This window comes from Streptomyces sp. 8P21H-1 (assembly GCF_013302945.1).
This window is the reverse complement of the sequence record NZ_JABTYA010000069.1, coordinates 8,192-25,066: the sequence shown is the minus strand read 5'-3', so window position 1 is coordinate 25,066 and position 16,875 is coordinate 8,192. Positions and strand designations below refer to the sequence as shown.

Here is a 16,875-nt window from a genome sequence, read left to right as displayed (position 1 = left end):
CGGACGCCGCCCGCGGGCCGGGGCGCCGTGCTGGGCGCGGGCGCGATGGCCGAGGAGGACGGCTGGGTGCGCAGGGTGATCCGCTGAGGGCCGGTGGCGCCCGCCGCGTGCACGTCCAGCAGTTCGGGGGAGTGGGACAGTATCTGCTGCATCCGTTTGCTGAGCGCGGGCACCGGTGTGACGCCGAGTTCGTCGGCCAGACGGCGACGGACCCGTTCGTAGACGCTCAGTGCCTGTGCCTGGTGGCCGCAGCGGTAGAGGGCGACCATCAACTGATCGTAGAAACGTTCCCGCAGCGGATAGCTGTTGGTGAGTTCTTCCAGTTCGGCGATGACGTGCGCGTGCATGTTGGCGCGCAGCGACACGTCGTAGAGGAGTTCCAGGGCGCTCAGCCTCGCCTCCTCCAGCATCGCCGCGCCGGCGGTGCAGAGCGGGCCGCGGCTGCCCTGGAAGGCCGGGCCGCGCCACAGCTTCAGCGCGCCGCGGACCAGCTTCTCCGCGAGCACCGGATCCTGGACGGCGGTGTGACGCGCCCGGTCGACGGTGCGGACGAAGACTTCGCTGTCTATCTGCTCGGGGTCCGCCCTGAGGACGTAACCGGACTCCTCGGTGATCAGACACTCCTGGGCGGCGGCCTCACCGCCCTTGAGCGGATCCATCATCCGGCGTAACCGGTAGATCTGGGCCTGGAGGGCGTTGGCGGACTTACGAGGTTTGGAATTACCCCAGACTTCCTCGCTCAACTGTTCGGCGGAAACCGTGGAGCCGCACTTGACGATGAGTGCCCCCATCAAGGCGCGCTGCTTGTGGCTGCTGAGGGGGACCCTGCGTTGGTTGACGCTGTTGTACAGCTCCGTCAATCCAAGAACTCTGAACTTCAAACTTTCTCCCGATGTTGTCGGAAATCCGGTTCGCAGAAGGTTCTGTGTGGGGGATGAGACCGGGCTCCGCTGCCGTCTCCTTTCCTGTTGAACTAACGGGACCTGTCAGGTGACCGACGCGGCGCTCCAGCAAAGCCGGAACCCGTGTTGCAATGATCCTAAGTGGCCATGTTGAAAGAGTCACCACATGAAAATCCGCCACTGACGGCCTTTGGGAAACACTTTGTGCGTCAGTCTCCTGGCAGGTCGTCAGGGCGGTGTCAGCGGGCTGGGCGACCATCGGTGCGTTTTCCCGCGGTCCTCGGGCCCGAGGCGCACCGGAACGACCTGACCGCTCTCGCCCGTGGCCCGCACCGCCCGGACGTCAGGAGGGTCATGAGCAGTTGGGACGCGGAAGTGGCGGTGGTCGGACTGGGCGCGTGGGGATCCTGCGCACTCTGGCAGATCGCCTCCCGGGGCGTTGACGCCCTCGGCATCGAGCAGTTCCACCCGGGTCATGCCTGGGGGGCCTCGCACGGCGGGTCACGCATGTTCCGCGTCACCTGCCTGGAACACCCGGAACTCGTGCCGCTGGCACGGCGATCGCTGGAACTGTGGCACGAACTCGCCGGCCTGACCGGCACGTCGCTCTTCGAGAACCGCGGCGGGCTGCTGATCGGACCCGAGGACGGCCGTGTCGTCGGCGGCACGCTGCGCGCCGCGCGCCGGCATGGCATCCACGTGGAGCGACTGGCTCCGCCGGAGCTGCGCGAACGCTTCCGCCAGCACGCGGGAACCGGCCCCGGCGACATCGCGGTGTGGGAGCCGTCGGCCGGCATCCTGCGCCCCGAGGAAGCCGTACGCGCCGCGACCGGGCTCGCCCGCTCAGCCGGGGCGCGGGTCGTCACCGGCACACAGGTGCACTCCGTCGAACTGGTCTCCGGTGGCGTCGAGTTGGAGATCGGAGGAGGGCTGATACGAGCGCGGCAGGCCGTGATGACCATCGGCTCCTGGCTCGCCTCGCTGGTTCCGGGCATGGCGCTGACCCCCCTGCGGATGCCGATCACGTGGTTCCGCTCCGCCACCGGTGACGACCGGTTCGAACTGGACCGCTTTCCCGTGTTCATGCGTGAGCTTCCGGGGCGGGAGGTCCTGTGGGGCAACGGCAGCGAGAAGGAGTACGGCGTCAAGCTGGGCCTGGAGGCCCATGGGAGGAGGCCGCGCCCCATCGACCCGGACACGGACGACCGGAGTGCCGTCAGCGAGGACTGGGCCGACCTCACGAGGGTACTGGAACGCTGTTTGCCGGGGCTCGAACCCATTCCCTCGCAGGTGTCGGTGTGCATGCTCACCGCCACACCGGACGGGCAGTTCGTCATCGGAAGACCGGGAGGCGATCCGCGTTTGATTCTTGCCGGGGGCTGCAATGCGCACGGTTTCAAACATGCCAGCGGCATCGGGGAGATCCTGGCCGACCTGGTGACCCACAGGCCCGCGCGCATGCCGCTGGACTTCGTCAGTCCGGATCGGTCCGTCTTGAAATGATCGGTGATTCCGAAATGCTCGGCCGAGCGCGGTACGGTACGGCTCCGAATTCGCCGGGATCGTCACTGGTTGTAGCGGCCACGGGTGCCTCGTCGGCGGTTTCGGTGACCATGCGCCACCGTCCTTGACGGGCCGCGCCGGCGTCAAAGAAGGAGAGCCGAATTGTGGCGCCGCCGAACAGGCGTGCGCGGGCCGGATTCCGGGTGACGCCCGGAGGGGGTGTCACCACGTCGTGCAACTCACACGCGATTTCCGCGCGTTCCTCTCCGCCGTCCGCCCACTTCACCGATGAGGCCCGGGAAGCGTGTCACACCCATGTCGAAAGGCAGGTGTCACCCTTGAGGCCGGAGTGATGCGCCTCCGTGGTCGTGGACATCGTTCTTTCCGCCCCAGCCCGCGGGCGTGCGCGGACGCACACCCCAGCACAGGACGGGGCCACCTTCGAGGACCTGAGCACCCATCCTGTCCCGTCCGTCACCACGGCGAGCGGCACCACTCACTACGGACAGGCCATCGCCCCATCGGAAGATCACCCGCCTCCGCTGCCAAGCCTCCGCACGGCCTGGACCGGTCGTCTCACGCGGATGCCGGTCATGGCGACGGCGATCTCGAAACGCGGTGTTCGCAGGGGAATCGCGGGCAACCGTAGGGTTGCCGGTCCACGCCGGGACCGGTCTGAGGGTTATCACTCGAAGGAGAGACGGATGACGACGCAGTACGACAACCGCCTGACCGGACAGCAGCCCCACGGTGCGCCGAAGGGCACGGCGACCGACAACGCGCTGAGCATCATCGCGATGGTGCTGGGCGTGCTCTCATTGATTTTCTTTCCGATCGTCTTCGGTGTGATCGCTCTGGTCCTGGCCATCATCGCCAAGACCGTCCGGCATGAGCGACTCGCCGTGCCCGCCCTCGTGGTCAGCGCTGTCGGCCTGATCGGCGGTATGGTCCTCGGCGCTCTGCTGGCATAAGACGTTTCTTCTGGATCGTGTCGGACCGGGCCGCGACCTCCGGTGAGACACATCGCGGGGCGGCGCATGACCCGTGCACAGGTGCACTCGGGCCGTGCAGCAACGCCGCGAGGTGTCTTGCCGGACGCCGCGGATTCGGACTGAATTTTTCCCATGTCCTCTTTTGTGGTCTTCAGTTGCCCGCAGGGCGTGTGGTGGGTCTGCCGACGTCACAGGGGTGGCAGGGCGGCGGTTCTTGGGCGCCGGGCGGCCATCCGGGGCGCCGCGGATCCTGCCTGCCCGCTGCGTACCCCAGTGGTGGATCACCACCATCACCATTGACCGAGGCGGAGGACGCCGCCCCGGCGGCTGCCTCAAGGGCCCGGTGAAGAGCCAGGGAGAGCGCGTGCGAGGGCTACCACCGCACGCTCACCGCGCACCGGGGGGTCCGCCTGGCGAGCCCGGTTCGCCGGGCTCACAGGCGAGGGCCACACCACCGATTGGGGCACCCGCGGACCCGGCTGCCCCGCCAACGACCCTGAACATTGTCCGCAGCGTGAAATCGTGCGGGTCGCGGTGCCCTCGCAGGACGACGCCGACGCCCTGCCCGCGATCGCCGCGAAGTCGAAGATCCCCGTCATCGCCGACATCCACTTCCAGCCCCGCTGCGTCTTCGCAGCCCTGGACGCCGGCTGCACCGCCGTGCGGGTCGACCCCGGCAACATCAAAGCCTTCGACGACAAGGTCGAGGAGATCGCCAAAGCGGCCGCTGCGGCCGGGGTGCCGATCCGTATCGGCGTCAACGCAGGCAGCCTGGACCGGCGGCTGCCGGCCAAGTACGGCAAAGCCACCCCCGAAGCCCTGGTGGAGCCCGCGCTGTGGGAATGCTCCCTGCTCGAAGAACACGGCTTCACCGACCTCAAGATCTCCGTCAACCACCACGACCCCATGACCGTGGTTGCCGCCTACCGGCGCCTCGCCGCCGCCTGCGACTACCCCTGCACCTGGGCGTCCCGGAAGCCGGCCTTTCATCGCAGGGCACCATCAAGTCCGTGGCCGCCTTCGCAATCCTGCTCAGCGAAGGCATCGGCGCCACGATCCGCGTCTCCCTGACCGCACCCACCGTCGAAGAGGTCAAGGCCGGCCTGCGGACCCTGCAGTCCCTGGGGCTGCGCACCCGCCAACTGGAGATCGTCTCCTGTCCCTCCTGCGGTCGCGCCCAGGTCGACGTCCACACCCTCACCGGACGCGTCACCGCCGCTCTGGACGGCTTCCCCTCTCCGCTGCGCCTGGCCGTCATGGGCTGCGTCGTCAACGGCCCCGGCGAACCCCGCGAAGCCGACCTGGGCGTCGCCTCCGGCAACGGCAAGGGACACCGGAGCTGATCGCCGCCTACCGCGCCGACCTGCGCCGCGGCGAAGCCGGCAGGCTCGCCCAGCTCGCCGGACTCCACCTCACCTTTCACGCCCGGATCGGCGAACCGGTGATCGACGACGCGATGGTGACACTGACCGCCGCGCTGCACGACCTCTTGGACAGCGTGGCCGACAACGAGCGGGCCCTGCCGGAACAGCGCCACGCCGCCCGCGCCGTCGCCGCCCAGACGCACGAGCTGTGGGCGCAGTACGGAGGAGACGCCGGCGGCTGGCAGGCCGTTCAGCGGTTCCGGTCGACGCGGTCGGCGAAGTCGCCGACCGCGGCGGCGAAGGCGGCGGGCGCCTCCTGCGCGACGAAGTGCCCGACGTCCGGGATGGTGAGCGCGGTGACGTCGTCGGCGACCTGGCGCATCGTCCGCTGGGTGAAGGGGGCGTTGATGCCGTCGACGGCGAGCACGGGAACGGTCAGCGGCCGTGACTGGGCCAGTGCCCGTATCCGGTCGCCGCCGGTCAGGGAGGAACGGTAGAGCTCCTCGGTGCCGCGCCAGCCGCCCGGCCGCGCGTAGGTGCGGGCGAACTCGTCGAGGTCGGCCCCGGTGACCGCGCCCGGCACCGTCGTCATCGCCGAGACGGCCCACTCGAGCATCACTCGCTCGCGGCCGGCCAGGAACCGCTCCGCGATTCCCGGGGCGGCCAGGAATCCCACGTGCCAGGAGCCGCCGTTCTTCACGTCGGCCAGCATCTCCCAGCCGTATCCCGGAAGGGTGGTCTCGACGCCGGTGAAGCTGAGGACGTCGCCGGGGTGCGTGGCCGCGAACGCGAAGACCGGCCCGCCGCTGATGTCCTGGCAGGTCACGTGCACGGGCCCGGCGCCGAGGTGGGCGACCAGCCGGTGCAGGTCCTCCGCCATGGTGACCAGGTCGTGGTCGCCGCCGTTGATGCCGGAGTCGCCGAAGCCGCGCAGGTCGACGGCGAAGACCCGGTGGGTGGCGGCGAGCAGCGGGATGACGTCGCGGAAGGCCCACCAGGACTCCGGCCACCCGTGCACCAGCAGGATCGGGGAGCCGCTGTCGCCCGCCGAGACGTAGTGCAGCGTGGTGCCGTTGACCTCGGCGGTGTGGTGTGTGACGCCCGCCACGGCGGGCGAGGCGGTCACGAAAGAGCTGGTCATACGGAGACTCCCAAGATAGACAATCAGGTTGACTTTAGTGTTGGTCAACCTGGTTGTCCAGGTCGGGGAAGATCTAGACTGTGGTCATGTCCTCGCGATCCGGCGCCGATCTCGCCCTGCTGCTCCTGGGTAGCTACCGCAATCTGGTGGACGAAGTGGTCCGGGAGCTGGCGACCCGGGGATACCCCGACGCCCGGCCGTCGCACGAGTACGCGATCCGGGCCATCCGGGCCGGCGCCGACAGCGCCTCGGACCTGGCCCGCAGACTCGCCGTCACCAAGCAGGCCGCGGCGAAGACGATCGCCGCGCTCGTCGAACGCGGGTACGTCACCACCGAGACCGACCCCGCCGACAGCCGCCGCAAGAACATCCGGATCACCGATCACGGGATCGGGCTGCTCACCGAGGGCACGGCGATCTTCGACGAGGTGCGGGCCCGCTGGGAAGCGCGTCTGGGCGCCGCGGAACTCGCCGAGCTGGAAACGCAGCTCGCCCAGTTCGTCGGCGACTCGCCCATCAACCTCGACGCTCCGGGCTGGGCGGCGGGACAGGAACTGCGCTAGTACTCCAGTTGGAAATCGTTGCCTGAGCAGGTTCTTCTTCTGTAGTGGCAGCGGCGGGCGATGGTCTGGTGCTGTCTGCACCGGAGGGGCCAGTTCAGGGAGTGGACGACTGGTCCGAGGTGGGGAACGGGGCGGGGCGAGAGAGTGTCCAGGAGTCTGCGGATCTCTGCCACCGTGAAGCGGAGGGTGCTGGTGGAGTCGTTTGTGCGGCCCCCCTTTCGGTGGCCTGGGCTGCGACTGCGGCCAGGAATGCGTGGGCGAGCATGCTCAGCGAGTTGCCAGCCGTTTTCCCGTTCCACCGGCGCCGGCAGACCACGCACGTAGTCCCGCATCCGCCACCGCAGATCCACCCTTGAGGACCGGCCCGCCACCTGCGCGAACACCGACTCCAACTCCTCAGCTCACAGGCCGGCTTCGTCCATCCCCACCATGCCCGAACAACGAATCCAGCCAGCTCAGGCAACGATTTCTGACTGGAGTACCAGCCCAGTCCCCGATGGTGCGACGTCAGTTGAGGAGACGCTGCTGCAGACGCGGTGCGACTTTCACCCGCCAGCATCGAAGCGTCCTGGTCAACTGCGTGAGCCTCGCCCGGTTCCGGTCTCTGCGCTGCCAGGCCAGGGGCTGACCAAGCAACGACCACTGCCGGATTCTTGACGAGCTCTTGCCAGCCCTGACCGCTGCCCCGCCACATGAGATCAAGACGTGAACGCCATCCGTACGGGCTTGGTACGCGAAATGTTCGCTTCACGCTAGGGTTGCGGGACAGGAGGTGCTGCATGTCCGAGCTGTTCGACGCGGTTGACGCACTCATTGCGTCCCGTTCCCCACTACCGCCCCCGGCAGAGCGCAGGCGGCTGCGCCAGGCACATGGCCTGACGCTGGACGAGGTGGCCACTGCACTGCAGGTGCGGCGCGCGACGGTCAGTGGTTGGGAGTCCGGCAAGACCGAGCCACGGCCGCCGGAGCGCGATGCCTACGCCCGCATGCTCAAGCAACTCGCCCAGCTCTACCCCGCCAACGCTCCGGTGCCTCCTGAGGACACGGCGATCCCCGAGACGACTGCCGCTGCGGCCGCTCCTGCGCCATTGGCAGATGAACCGGACCAAGCCCGCACCGCACTCACAGGCCCGGCTGCGGAGCCCGCGAACACCGTACTCCGCCCTGCTGCCCCTGCTGCCCCCGCTGCTCCGGATGTCGCGCCCCGCCCGGTGAGCACCACCAGGCCGTCGGCGTCGCGCCGTTCCGGCGCGCGGAAGGCGGCCCCGGCCAACACCCCGGGGGACGGCACCGACCCGCGGTTCGAGAACGGGCCGCTGGCGGTCGTCGACGTCGAGGACGGGAAGGTGCTGGCGTACTGCGCCGGCGGCCTGGTCCTGGACGTGCCCGCCAAGTCCCTGCCGTCCCTGGTCGACTGGACCCTCAAGGAGGCCGGGCTCGGTCAGCCGAAGCTGTCCGGGTCCGGCAAGGACGCCGATCCGCTGCTCGTGCTCACCGAAACCGCCCTGGAGCGCTACGGCCTTCCCGTGACGCTCACGGAGGAGGAGCGGCTCGCCGGGCGCCTGCCGGAGGGCCACAAGGTCATCAAGCAGCTGGTGCGCGCGCAGTGGAAGCTGACCAAGCGCGGGTTCGGGCCGTGGGCGCGGATCTACCGTCCGGCGACCGGTTCGGAGCGGGCCTGCGTGCAGCTGTGCATCCCCTCATGGAACGCGCTGGACACCCGGCACTGGGGTGAGGCCGGGCAGCTCCCACCGGCGGAGCTCGCCCGCGTCCTGGGCGTGTACGCCTCCCGCGTGATGACGCCGCGTGGCTCCACCGCGGTGACGGGCCTGGAGCTGATGACCGCGCTGCACCCGCCGACCCGGGCCTCCGGGCCGGACGCCGACGGCAAGCGGCACTCCGAGCACAACCCCGGCTCGCTCGGTAAGGAGGCGGTGGACTGTGCACCGTGCGAGGCACCGGACGGGCACCCGCTGCTCAAGGATCTGCCGCGCTTCCACGTCCGCGGCCCGGCGGAGAAGCTGTTCGAGGAGGCGTACGACTGGGCGCGGCCGATGACCGATGCCGAGTGCACCCTGCGGCACCTGGTCGGCATCGACGTGAACATGGCCTTCGCCGCCGGCGCCAACGGCCTGGTCGTCGGCCTCGGTGAGCCGACGCACGTCACCAACCCGGCGTTCGACCCGAAGCTGCCCGGCTCGTGGCTGGTCGACCTCTCCCACGTCGACCTGTCCCGGGTGAAGGTCGGCAAGGAGTGGGTGGAGCTGGACGGCAGCCTGCTGCCTTCCCCGTTCACGCCGAAGGGCGAGCGTCCGACGGGTCCGGCCTGGTACGCGACGCCCACCGTCGCCTACGCGGTGGAGCTCGGCTACGGCGTCGCGCCGCTGGAGGCGTGGGTGCGCTACGAGAACGGCCGCTACCTGGACGGCTGGTACCAGCGGCTGCGCGATGCCTACCTCGCCACGATGGCCGACCTCGGTGTGGGCGCCGATCTCGCCCCGGCCGGCTTCCTCGCGGCGATGGACGGCTACAAGGCCCGCGACCCGCAGCTCGCGATCGTCACCACGGCGATCAAGGCGACGGTCAAGGGCGGCCTGGGCAAGCTCCGCGAGCGGCCCCGCGGCGAGGGCTGGCGGCCCGGCGAGCCGTGGCGCGCCCTGTCCCGCCCCACCTGGCGGCCCGACATCCGCGCGGCGGTCATCTCCCGCACCCGCATCAACCTGCACCGCAAGATCGTCAAGCACGCCGCCTTCACCGGGCAGTACCCGATCGCGATCCTGTCCGACTGCGTCGTCTACGCCGCCAACGGCACCAGCCCGCTGGACTTCCTGCCCTACCGTGAGGGCAAGCCGCTGCCCGGCGGCTTCAAGCTCGGCATCAACCCCGGCCTGGTCAAGCACGAGGGCACCCAGGACGTCCTGTGGGGCGAGGAGGTCCGGGAGCGGTTCGACGCGCCGGAGCTCAACCTGGCCCGGTACATCAAGGACGGCACCGTCACCGATGCCGACAACGGAGAGTAGGAGGGGACCACGATGAGCCTGATCGGGGACGGCCTGGACGCCGCGGTGCAGAAGGCCTTCACCCGCCCGGCGCCCAAGAACGCGGGCCCGCAGATGCGGTACCTGGTCAGGCGACTGGGCGGTACCAAGGCGGTCGCCCAGCTGCTGCGCATCTCCCGGCGCACCGTCGAACGGTACGTGAAGGACCAGATCAAAAAGCCCCGCCCGGACCTCGCCGCGCGTCTGGAGCGCGAGGTGAAGAAGCGCTGGCAACCGCAGATCCGGGCCAAGGCCCGGGCGAAGGCGGCGAGCACGGGCGGCATCGTCATCGACACCCGCGCCCGGCTCGGCTACACCGCACCCATCGGCTCCACCGACCAGGACCGCATCCGGCACCTGACCGTCGCCCTGCCCCCACAGTACGCGGCCCGCCTCTTCGAGGCCCAGGAGCAAGGTGCCGGCGACACCCGACTCCAGGAGATCGCCGCTGAAGCGCTCAAAGAGGTCTACTTCCAGGACGGTGGCCGCCGCGCCGGGAGCCTGGAGGAGGTCCGGTTCACGGACATCGAGCACCTGGAGTTCGATCTGTAGCAGGCACATCCTGGACAGTCAGCGGGCCCCGCAGACGCACGGCGGCCACGGGGCCGTTGATCGGACACGGGAGCCCCGGCCGATTCCTTCGGCCGGGGCTCCCTGTCTCAGGAGGCGGTGATCACCGACTCCTGGTCGCACATGCCTTCTTCGAGCTCCTGGATGTCGCGGTCGCCGGAGGCCACGCAGGTCCAGCGGGTCGGCTCCTCGATGTATGTCCAACTGCCGGGATCCGCGAGGAGTTCGTCCAACTCCTGCTCGCAGATCTCCTCACCGGTGTGGCCGGCCGGCCATTCGTCCGGCCGGAACACCTTGATGAAGCCGAGCGGCTGCCAGCGGCGGATCAGCCGGGAGAAACGCGGAATGTGCCGCAGCCGCTCCTGTTCGTCCTCGCTGTCGGACCAGTCCGCCAGCAGGCTCCAGAGGTCCGAGCCCTCGCCTCCGTTGACGTAGAGGCAGTACTCGTCGTCCTCCCGGTCCTTCATCGGATGCCTCCTTCCAGCTCGGTCCGGAGCCGGATTGCCGGCCGGCGGAATGCGCACCGGCTTGCCCTTGCCCTTGCCCTTGCCCTGCTGGACCTTGGCGTACGGAGAACACTATGGCGCCGCCGCCGTCGTGGAGCAGGTCGACGGCCTTGCGGCTGACGGAGCCGCTCGCCACCCGAGCGGTGTCGCGCAGCGGCTGGAAGATCAGTGCGGTGGCGAGTTCGTGGTTGCCGAAGTGCCTGTCGGTCCTCTCCCGGCAGCGCGTGATCTCCTTGACGAATGCTTCCGGCGTCGACTGGGGGAGAGCCGTCAGGAAGCCGGGTGCGCCCGCGTCGGCGACCGCGGCGACAAGTTCCGCCCGTCCCACCCACCGCGTGCCGCCCTGGACGATGGGGTGTTCCACGCCGAACGCGTCACGGAATCGTGTGGTCGGCTCGTCGTCCCCTACAGCCCGTAGGTCTTGCCGATGATCTCCCGCTGGATCTCGCTCGTTCCGCCGTACACGGTGGAGATGAGAGTTGACCGCAGCAGGGCTTCCATGCCGTACTCCGTGGCGTATCCGTAGCCGCCCATCATCTGCATGCCCTCCAGAGTCACGTGCTTGGCGAGTTCGGTGCATTTGAGCTTGGCCATGGACGCTTCGCGTGCGAACACGCGGCCGGGTTCGGCATCGATGGTGGCGGCCACGTCATCGAGCAGCAGTTGGGCGCACTCGAGTTCGGTGGCCGTGTCCGCGATCCGGTGCTTGAGCGCCTGGAAGGACCCGATGGGCCTGCCGAACTGTTCGCGCCGGCGTACGTAGGTGAGGGTGTCGTCGAACGCCCGTCGCGCGGTTCCCAGCATCAGGGCGGCCAGGATCATGCGTTCGAGGTTCAGCCCCGCCATGAGCTGGGTCCATCCTTGTCCGGGCGTACCGACGACCGCGGAGTCGGGGACGAAGCAGTCGGTGAAGTACAGGTCGTTGACGTCCTTGCCTCCCATGGTGTCGATGCCTCTGATCTGCAGGCCGTCGGCATCGCTCGCCACCATGAACTGGGTGAGGCCGTGGTGCTTGGACCCACCCTGTTCCGTACGGGCGATGAGCAGGATGTGGTCGGCGAAGTGCGCGTTGGAGCACCAGGTCTTCTGCCCGTTGACGACGTAGCCGCCGGCCACGGGTTCGGCGCGGCAGGTCAGGGCGCCCACATCGGAGCCGGCGCCGGGCTCCGACATCGAGACGGCTTCGACGCGGCCGTTGACCACACCGCCGAGCACGGTGCGCTTCTGCTCCTCGGTGCCGAACTTCTCGTATGCCGCGGCCGCGATGACGGTGGTCCCGAATCCGCTGATGGGCGCCAGCCCGTAGGAGGTCTCCTGCAGGAACAGGCACAGGTCCGCCATCCCCTGGCCCACGCCTCCGTGCTCCGGCGGGATCGCGATGCCCAGCCAGCCCAGGGCGGCCATCTTCTCGTACAGCTTCTGGTTGTGCTGCTCCTGGCCGTTGGCGGTCAGCTTGTCGCGCTGTTCCTTCGTTCCGCACTCGCGGCGGCAGAAGCCGGCGACCGTCCTGGCCAGATCGCGGCGTTCGTCCGACAGGACTCGGGGCATGACGCTCTCTTTCGTCGGCAAGGGCACTGAAGGTGTTCTCACTCGTCCTGCAGGGCGGGGAAGACCGTGTCGACCAGGTGGAGCACGGTGCGTGTCAGCATCACGTGCAGGTCGCTGCGGCTGAGGGTGCCGCGTACCAGCCATTCGCGGGAGGCGGCCTTCAGCATGCCGCTGTGGGCGCGGATCATCGCCCGGAGCTTCTGCCGGCCCTGGGTGATGTCCGCCAGCATCGCCGCTTCCAGCACCCGGTCGGTGGCGATCTCGTCGGCTTCGAGCATGATCTGGTCGATCTCCGGATCGTTGCCCAGGGCCTCCAGGCCGATCGCGGACAGCCACATCTCCTGGTTGCGCTCCACGACCTCGAGCCACCGGTCGACGCAGATCGACACCCGTTCCTCGGCCGTGGTGGGCGGGAGCCGCTCGGAGACGGAGGCCGGGACGACCATCATCTGGCGGACGACCTCCAGATAGAGCTGCCGCTTGCTGCCGAAGTAGTGGCTGACCAGCGCACGCGCCACACCGGCCTCGGCGGCGATGTCCGAGAGGGACACCGTGGTGTAGCCGCCGGCCCCGAACAGCCTGCGTGCGACGCCGAGAATCTCGGCGCGCCGGGCGTCGGGCTCCATCCGGCGTCGCTGGACCTCGCGCTGAACGCCCATGGGCTCATGTTCCTTTCGTGGTCCCAGGCGGGTGACCTGTGTCCCAGGCGGGTGACCTGTGTCGCGGACGAGTGCCCTACGTGTACATCGACTCGATCACGGCGGCGTGCAGTTCGTCGACGGCACGGCGGCGCAGGCTCAGTTTGGGCGTCAGTTCACCGGTCTCGGCGGTCCAGGGACCTGCCAGGACACGGTACTTCTTCACCTGTTCCGCCCTGGAGAGCACCGCGTTCGCCTCGGCGACCGCCCCGTCCAGAGCCGCCGACACCACGGGGTTGCCGATCAGCGCCACCGGATCGGACTCGGTGATCCCCTTCGCCTTTGCCCACAGCGGCGCCGTCTCCGCGTCCAGTACCAGGAGCGCGGTGACGTAGCGCCGCCGGTCGCCGATCGCGACGGCGTGAGCGATCAGCGGATGCGCGCGCAGCAGCGATTCGATCCTGGTCGGGGCGATGTTCTTGCCGGCGTCGGTGATGATGATCTCTTTCTTGCGATCGGTGATGGTGACCAGCCCGCGTGAGTCGACCGTTCCGACGTCACCCGTGGGCAGCCAGCCCTCGGTGTCCGTCGCGCTCTCGATGCGGCCGTCGTCCTGCAGGTAGCCGGTGAACACGACAGGGCCGCGGACGAGGAGCTCGCCGTCGTCGGCCTCCTTCACCTCGATGCCCGGCCCGGGACGGCCCACCGAACCGGGCGCGAAGACCTCCGGTGTGCTGACCGTCGCCGCGCCGGTGGTCTCGCTCAGCCCCCACACCTCGTACACCGGCAGGCCCACGCTCGCCAGGAACTCCAGCACGCCGACAGGAATCGGTGCCGCGCCGCTGAAGGCCCTGTGGCAGTCGTCGAGCCCGACGGCCGCCCGCAGGGGCCGCATCACCTGCTCGTCGAGCTGCGCCAGCGGTTCCGCGAGCCGCGCGGGGATGTCCTGTCCGTCGGAGCGAAGCCGATACACCTCCAGCGCGATCTTCCGGGCCTGGGCCACCGCGGCCCTCTGCTGTCCGGAAAGCGTGGCCAGCTTCGTCTGCAGGCCGGCCGCGAGCTTCTCCCACACCCGGGGAACTCCGAAAAAGCCCTGAGGGCGCACGGTGAGCAGCGCGGACAGGAGCTGGTCGGGCTCCGGGCATATCGTGACGTGGCCCGCGTTGCAGATCGGCAGGTAGATGCCGAGCACCCGCTCGGCGATGTGCGCCATCGGCAGATACGCGAGCGACCTGGGATGCTGCGGGACGGGGACGAGATGGTCCTGCATCAGGGACTCATGGATCACGTTGCGGTGCGAGAGCACCACGCCCTTGGGCTCACCGGTCGTGCCCGACGTGTACACCAGGGCCAGCGGCTGATCGGGGGTGACGGCATCGGTGAGCGTCTCGAAGGCGGCGTCGTCGGGCGGCAGCGCGCCGCGTACGGCGGCGTAGCTGACGAAACGCGGATCACCGGCGGGGGCGGCCTCCCAGTCGAGAACGACGACGGCGCGCAGGTTCGGCAGGTCGTCCAGGACCGGCTGCCAGCGGTCCATCTGCTGTTTGCCCTGCAGGACGAGGACGACGGCTGCGCTGTGCCGGGCCACGGCTGCGATCTGCTCGCTGCTCAGGGTGTCGTACGTGCTGCACGCCAGGGCGCCGATGTGGACCGCGGCCAGGTCGGTGATCCAGTGCTCGGCCCGCTTGGACATCGCGATGAGCATGCGGTCGCCCTTTTCCAGTCCCAGGAGCGTGAGCCCGCGGGCGAGGGCCGCCACCTCCGCACGCAACTGCGACCACGACAGGGTCCCGGCGTCCGGCCCGATGCCGGTGGTCAGCGCCGGGAGCCCGGCGAACTGCTGGGCGTTGCGACGCAGCAGCGCGGGGATCGTCAGCCCCTCGACGGACGCGTACAACTGCTCTGCCGGCACGGCGGGCTCCCTCCATCACATGCGCTGGTTCCTGGCGGTCCCCACCGTGAACCGTTCTTGGCTTTGAGTCAATACATGAAGCGGAAAGAGCTCTTCGGCGGAGTTCCGGCATGCAGAGTTGCCGCCAACCATCGTTGTTTTTCCTGCCCTTGATCTCATCATTGTCCTATTGACGCACAGCCAATAAGGACTCTTACTTGTTGCCGTCACACCCGTCACGCCCCCCACGTGCACCGTCGGCACATCCGGTCCGGCGGTAGCCGCCCCGGGGGCCACCCGCCCCACACCGCGCACCGGGTGGGTGTCCTGGGCGCCGGCATGATGGGTGCCGGGATCGCGTACTCCTGTGCCCGCAGCGGCATGCCCGTGGTCCTCAAGGACGTTTCCTACGAGGTGGCGAAGAAGGGCAAGGGCTACTCCGAGCAGCTCCTCGCCACAGCCGTGGCGCACGGCCGGCTCCCGCAGGAGAAGGCCGACGAGGTCCTGGCACGGATCATGCCGACCGCCGACCGCCGACCCCGCGGACCTCGACGGCTGCGATCCGGTGATCGAGGCCGTCTTCGAGGACCCGGAGCTCAAGCTCCCGCAGGCAGCGGGTCTTCCGTGAGATCCAGGACGTGGTGGCGCCGGACGCCGTGCTGGGGACCAACACCTCCCCCTGCCCGTCACCGGCCTGGCCGGGGGCGTCGGACGTCCGGCCGGCTTCATCGGCCTGCACTTCTTCCCCCTCCCGTCGACAAGGTGCCCTTGGTGGAGATCATCGCCGGGGAGAGGACCGGCGAGCACACCGTGGCGAAGGCCGTCATCCTGCCGCGCAGGATCCGTCAGGAGACCAGGGCCGCGGTACTGGCCGAGGGAGGGGGGTGGCATCCGCACGGGTCGGAACCGGTCGTGGACCGCATGATCGACGAGTTCGGGCGCGGCGGACGTCCCTCGGGCGCCGGGTTCTACGACTACACCGACGGCCGGCGCACCGGTCTGTGGGCAGGACCGCACGAGCACTTCGCCGTGCCGGGACGTGAGATCCCCTTCGCGGACATGAAGGAACGGATGCTCTTCGCCGAGGTGCTGGAAGCCGTCCGGTGCCTCGACGAAGGCGTGCTGCGGTCGGTGCCCGACACCAACATCGGCTCCCTCCCGGGCATCGGCTTCCCTCCGTGGACCGGCGGCGTCCTGCAGTACGTCAACGGCTGTCCCGGAGGGCCCGGCGGCTTCGTCACCCGCGCCGGAGAACTGACCGAGCGCTACGGACCGCGGTTCGAGCCCCCCGCGTCCCTGGTGGCCATGGTGGCCGAGGACGAGCGCTACAGGTGAGGCACGTGCGGCGGATCGAGCATCGGGACGAGGAACTGCCGGGCCACCGCGCGCATCCGCTCCTCGTCGTCGAGGTCGACGACATGACTGGGGATGACCAGGAACGACGCGGACACACGCACCATCATCTCGGCCACCAGACCCACCTCCACATGGGCGCCGATGTGGCCCGCGCACTGTTCCCGGCGCAGCCGGGAGGCGACGAACCGCTGCACCACACCCAGCGTGCGGCCCCCGTCACCGGTCATGGACGGCACGACGGCGTCCGGCTCGACGTTCAGAAGGCCGCCGATGAGACGGTTGTGGCGGATGGCCCGGAGCGAGCTCACAAACCCCAGGACGACCCGGTCGGCGACGGTCGCGGCGTCCTGGATGTCCACGATGAAACGGTCGAAGTACCGCTGGAACTCCCGCCGTACGACATGCTCCACCAGCTGGTCCTTGGTGGCGAAGCGGCGGTAGACGGTGATCCGGGAGACACCGGCCAGGCGTGCCACGTCCGCCATGGTCGAGCGTTTGATCCCCATGCGGCAGAACTGCTCGTAAGCGGCATCGAGAAGCCGCGCCGACATCTCGTCGTCCTGCCCGGAGTCCTCGGCGGCCTCGGTGAACGCGATCTCCAGTACGGACGGAACGCCGGGCGGCCTTCCGAGAGCCGGCAGGACGGGTTCCACATGTGCCTCCCTGATTCGGTGAAGCCTCTGGCGCTCGCAGCGCACTTGTGCTCCCCTGATGAAACACAGAAGCACAATGCGTTTCATCGTATCAACACGGGCAGTGGTGCTACAGGACTCAAGGAGGAGTTCGGAGCGATGGACGGACTCAGCAGGCGCAGGATGTTGTTCGCGAGCGGGACTCTGGGAGCGTTCGGAGCGCTGAGTGCG

Annotated in this window: 12 protein-coding genes and 4 pseudogenes; 7 read left to right on the top strand and 9 right to left on the bottom strand. The window is 69.2% G+C overall.

The window, feature by feature from the left end; all coding sequences use genetic code 11:
- On the bottom strand, positions 1–860 hold an 860-nt coding region (locus HO151_RS01445; protein ID WP_173894318.1), incomplete at its 3' end, for an AfsR/SARP family transcriptional regulator.
- Positions 861–1,256: 396 nt separating this feature from the next.
- Here HO151_RS01445 and solA point away from each other — a divergent pair.
- The 3 genes and pseudogenes from solA to ispG all read left to right on the top strand — a co-directional run.
- The gene (solA, locus tag HO151_RS01440) at positions 1,257–2,405 is read left to right on the top strand and encodes an N-methyl-L-tryptophan oxidase (protein WP_173894317.1); all 1,149 of its coding nucleotides are present in this window, start codon (positions 1,257–1,259) and stop codon (positions 2,403–2,405) included.
- 704 nt (positions 2,406–3,109) lie between these two features.
- A complete protein-coding gene (locus HO151_RS01435) occupies positions 3,110–3,376 on the top strand; it encodes a hypothetical protein (protein WP_173894316.1) in 267 nt (88 codons plus the stop codon).
- Between the two features lie 537 nt (positions 3,377–3,913).
- Positions 3,914–4,728 (top strand): annotated as a pseudogene (gene ispG / locus HO151_RS01430) (flavodoxin-dependent (E)-4-hydroxy-3-methylbut-2-enyl-diphosphate synthase); the annotation flags it as partial.
- A 283-nt stretch (positions 4,729–5,011) separates the two neighbouring features.
- Here the strand turns inward: ispG and HO151_RS01425 are convergent.
- Positions 5,012–5,902 (bottom strand): alpha/beta fold hydrolase, encoded by an 891-nt coding sequence (locus tag HO151_RS01425; RefSeq protein ID WP_173894315.1) that lies wholly within the window; start codon positions 5,900–5,902, stop codon positions 5,012–5,014.
- 86 nt (positions 5,903–5,988) lie between these two features.
- On the opposite strand from HO151_RS01425, the gene HO151_RS01420 reads away from it, so the two are divergent.
- The gene (locus HO151_RS01420; protein WP_173894314.1) at positions 5,989–6,465 is read left to right on the top strand and encodes a MarR family winged helix-turn-helix transcriptional regulator; all 477 of its coding nucleotides are present in this window, start codon (positions 5,989–5,991) and stop codon (positions 6,463–6,465) included.
- Positions 6,466–6,725: 260 nt separating this feature from the next.
- Here the strand turns inward: HO151_RS01420 and HO151_RS07160 are convergent.
- A pseudogene (locus tag HO151_RS07160) lies at positions 6,726–6,857 on the bottom strand (IS701 family transposase); the annotation flags it as partial.
- 387 nt (positions 6,858–7,244) lie between these two features.
- Between HO151_RS07160 and HO151_RS01415 the strand changes: the two are divergent.
- Positions 7,245–9,485: a helix-turn-helix transcriptional regulator gene (locus tag HO151_RS01415; RefSeq protein WP_173894313.1), complete on the top strand. Its 2,241-nt coding sequence runs from the start codon at positions 7,245–7,247 to the stop codon at positions 9,483–9,485.
- A gap of 12 nt (positions 9,486–9,497) precedes the next feature.
- The gene (locus tag HO151_RS01410) at positions 9,498–10,055 is read left to right on the top strand and encodes an XRE family transcriptional regulator (RefSeq protein ID WP_173894312.1); all 558 of its coding nucleotides are present in this window, start codon (positions 9,498–9,500) and stop codon (positions 10,053–10,055) included.
- Positions 10,056–10,162: 107 nt separating this feature from the next.
- Here HO151_RS01410 and HO151_RS07155 read toward each other — a convergent pair whose 3' ends face one another.
- The 5 genes and pseudogenes from HO151_RS07155 to HO151_RS01390 form a co-directional block, all read right to left on the bottom strand.
- Positions 10,163–10,540 (bottom strand): hypothetical protein, encoded by a 378-nt coding sequence (locus HO151_RS07155; RefSeq protein ID WP_254594627.1) that lies wholly within the window; start codon positions 10,538–10,540, stop codon positions 10,163–10,165.
- 232 nt (positions 10,541–10,772) lie between these two features.
- Positions 10,773–10,961, bottom strand: a pseudogene (locus tag HO151_RS07150) (nitronate monooxygenase); the annotation flags it as partial.
- Positions 10,962–10,984: 23 nt separating this feature from the next.
- Entirely contained in the window at positions 10,985–12,127 is a 1,143-nt protein-coding gene (locus HO151_RS01400; protein WP_173894311.1) for an acyl-CoA dehydrogenase family protein, read from the bottom strand.
- A 38-nt stretch (positions 12,128–12,165) separates the two neighbouring features.
- Positions 12,166–12,786: a TetR/AcrR family transcriptional regulator gene (locus tag HO151_RS01395; protein WP_254594626.1), complete on the bottom strand. Its 621-nt coding sequence runs from the start codon at positions 12,784–12,786 to the stop codon at positions 12,166–12,168.
- A 76-nt stretch (positions 12,787–12,862) separates the two neighbouring features.
- A complete protein-coding gene (locus HO151_RS01390) occupies positions 12,863–14,677 on the bottom strand; it encodes an AMP-dependent synthetase/ligase (protein WP_173894310.1) in 1,815 nt (604 codons plus the stop codon).
- A 294-nt stretch (positions 14,678–14,971) separates the two neighbouring features.
- Between HO151_RS01390 and HO151_RS01385 the strand changes: the two are divergent.
- Positions 14,972–15,991: pseudogene (locus tag HO151_RS01385) on the top strand (3-hydroxyacyl-CoA dehydrogenase family protein); the annotation flags it as partial.
- Here HO151_RS01385 and HO151_RS01380 read toward each other — a convergent pair.
- Positions 15,982–16,665: a TetR/AcrR family transcriptional regulator gene (locus HO151_RS01380; RefSeq protein ID WP_368039380.1), complete on the bottom strand. Its 684-nt coding sequence runs from the start codon at positions 16,663–16,665 to the stop codon at positions 15,982–15,984. The pseudogene HO151_RS01385 and the gene HO151_RS01380 sit on opposite strands and share 10 nt — an antisense overlap.
- Positions 16,666–16,875 lie beyond the last annotated feature (210 nt).

Bases quoted from the DNA above. Each gene is read 5' to 3' on its own strand.
- HO151_RS01395 (WP_254594626.1), bottom strand. From the start codon at position 12,786: ATGGGCGTTCAGCGCGAGGTCCAGCGACGCCGGATGGAGCCCGACGCC.
- HO151_RS01410 (WP_173894312.1), top strand. From the start codon at position 9,498: ATGAGCCTGATCGGGGACGGCCTGGACGCCGCGGTGCAGAAGGCCTTC.
- solA (WP_173894317.1), top strand. From the start codon at position 1,257: ATGAGCAGTTGGGACGCGGAAGTGGCGGTGGTCGGACTGGGCGCGTGG.
- HO151_RS01415 (WP_173894313.1), top strand. From the start codon at position 7,245: ATGTCCGAGCTGTTCGACGCGGTTGACGCACTCATTGCGTCCCGTTCC.
- HO151_RS01425 (WP_173894315.1), bottom strand. From the start codon at position 5,902: ATGACCAGCTCTTTCGTGACCGCCTCGCCCGCCGTGGCGGGCGTCACA.
- HO151_RS01435 (WP_173894316.1), top strand. From the start codon at position 3,110: ATGACGACGCAGTACGACAACCGCCTGACCGGACAGCAGCCCCACGGT.
- HO151_RS01400 (WP_173894311.1), bottom strand. From the start codon at position 12,127: ATGCCCCGAGTCCTGTCGGACGAACGCCGCGATCTGGCCAGGACGGTC.
- HO151_RS07155 (WP_254594627.1), bottom strand. From the start codon at position 10,540: ATGAAGGACCGGGAGGACGACGAGTACTGCCTCTACGTCAACGGAGGC.
- HO151_RS01420 (WP_173894314.1), top strand. From the start codon at position 5,989: ATGTCCTCGCGATCCGGCGCCGATCTCGCCCTGCTGCTCCTGGGTAGC.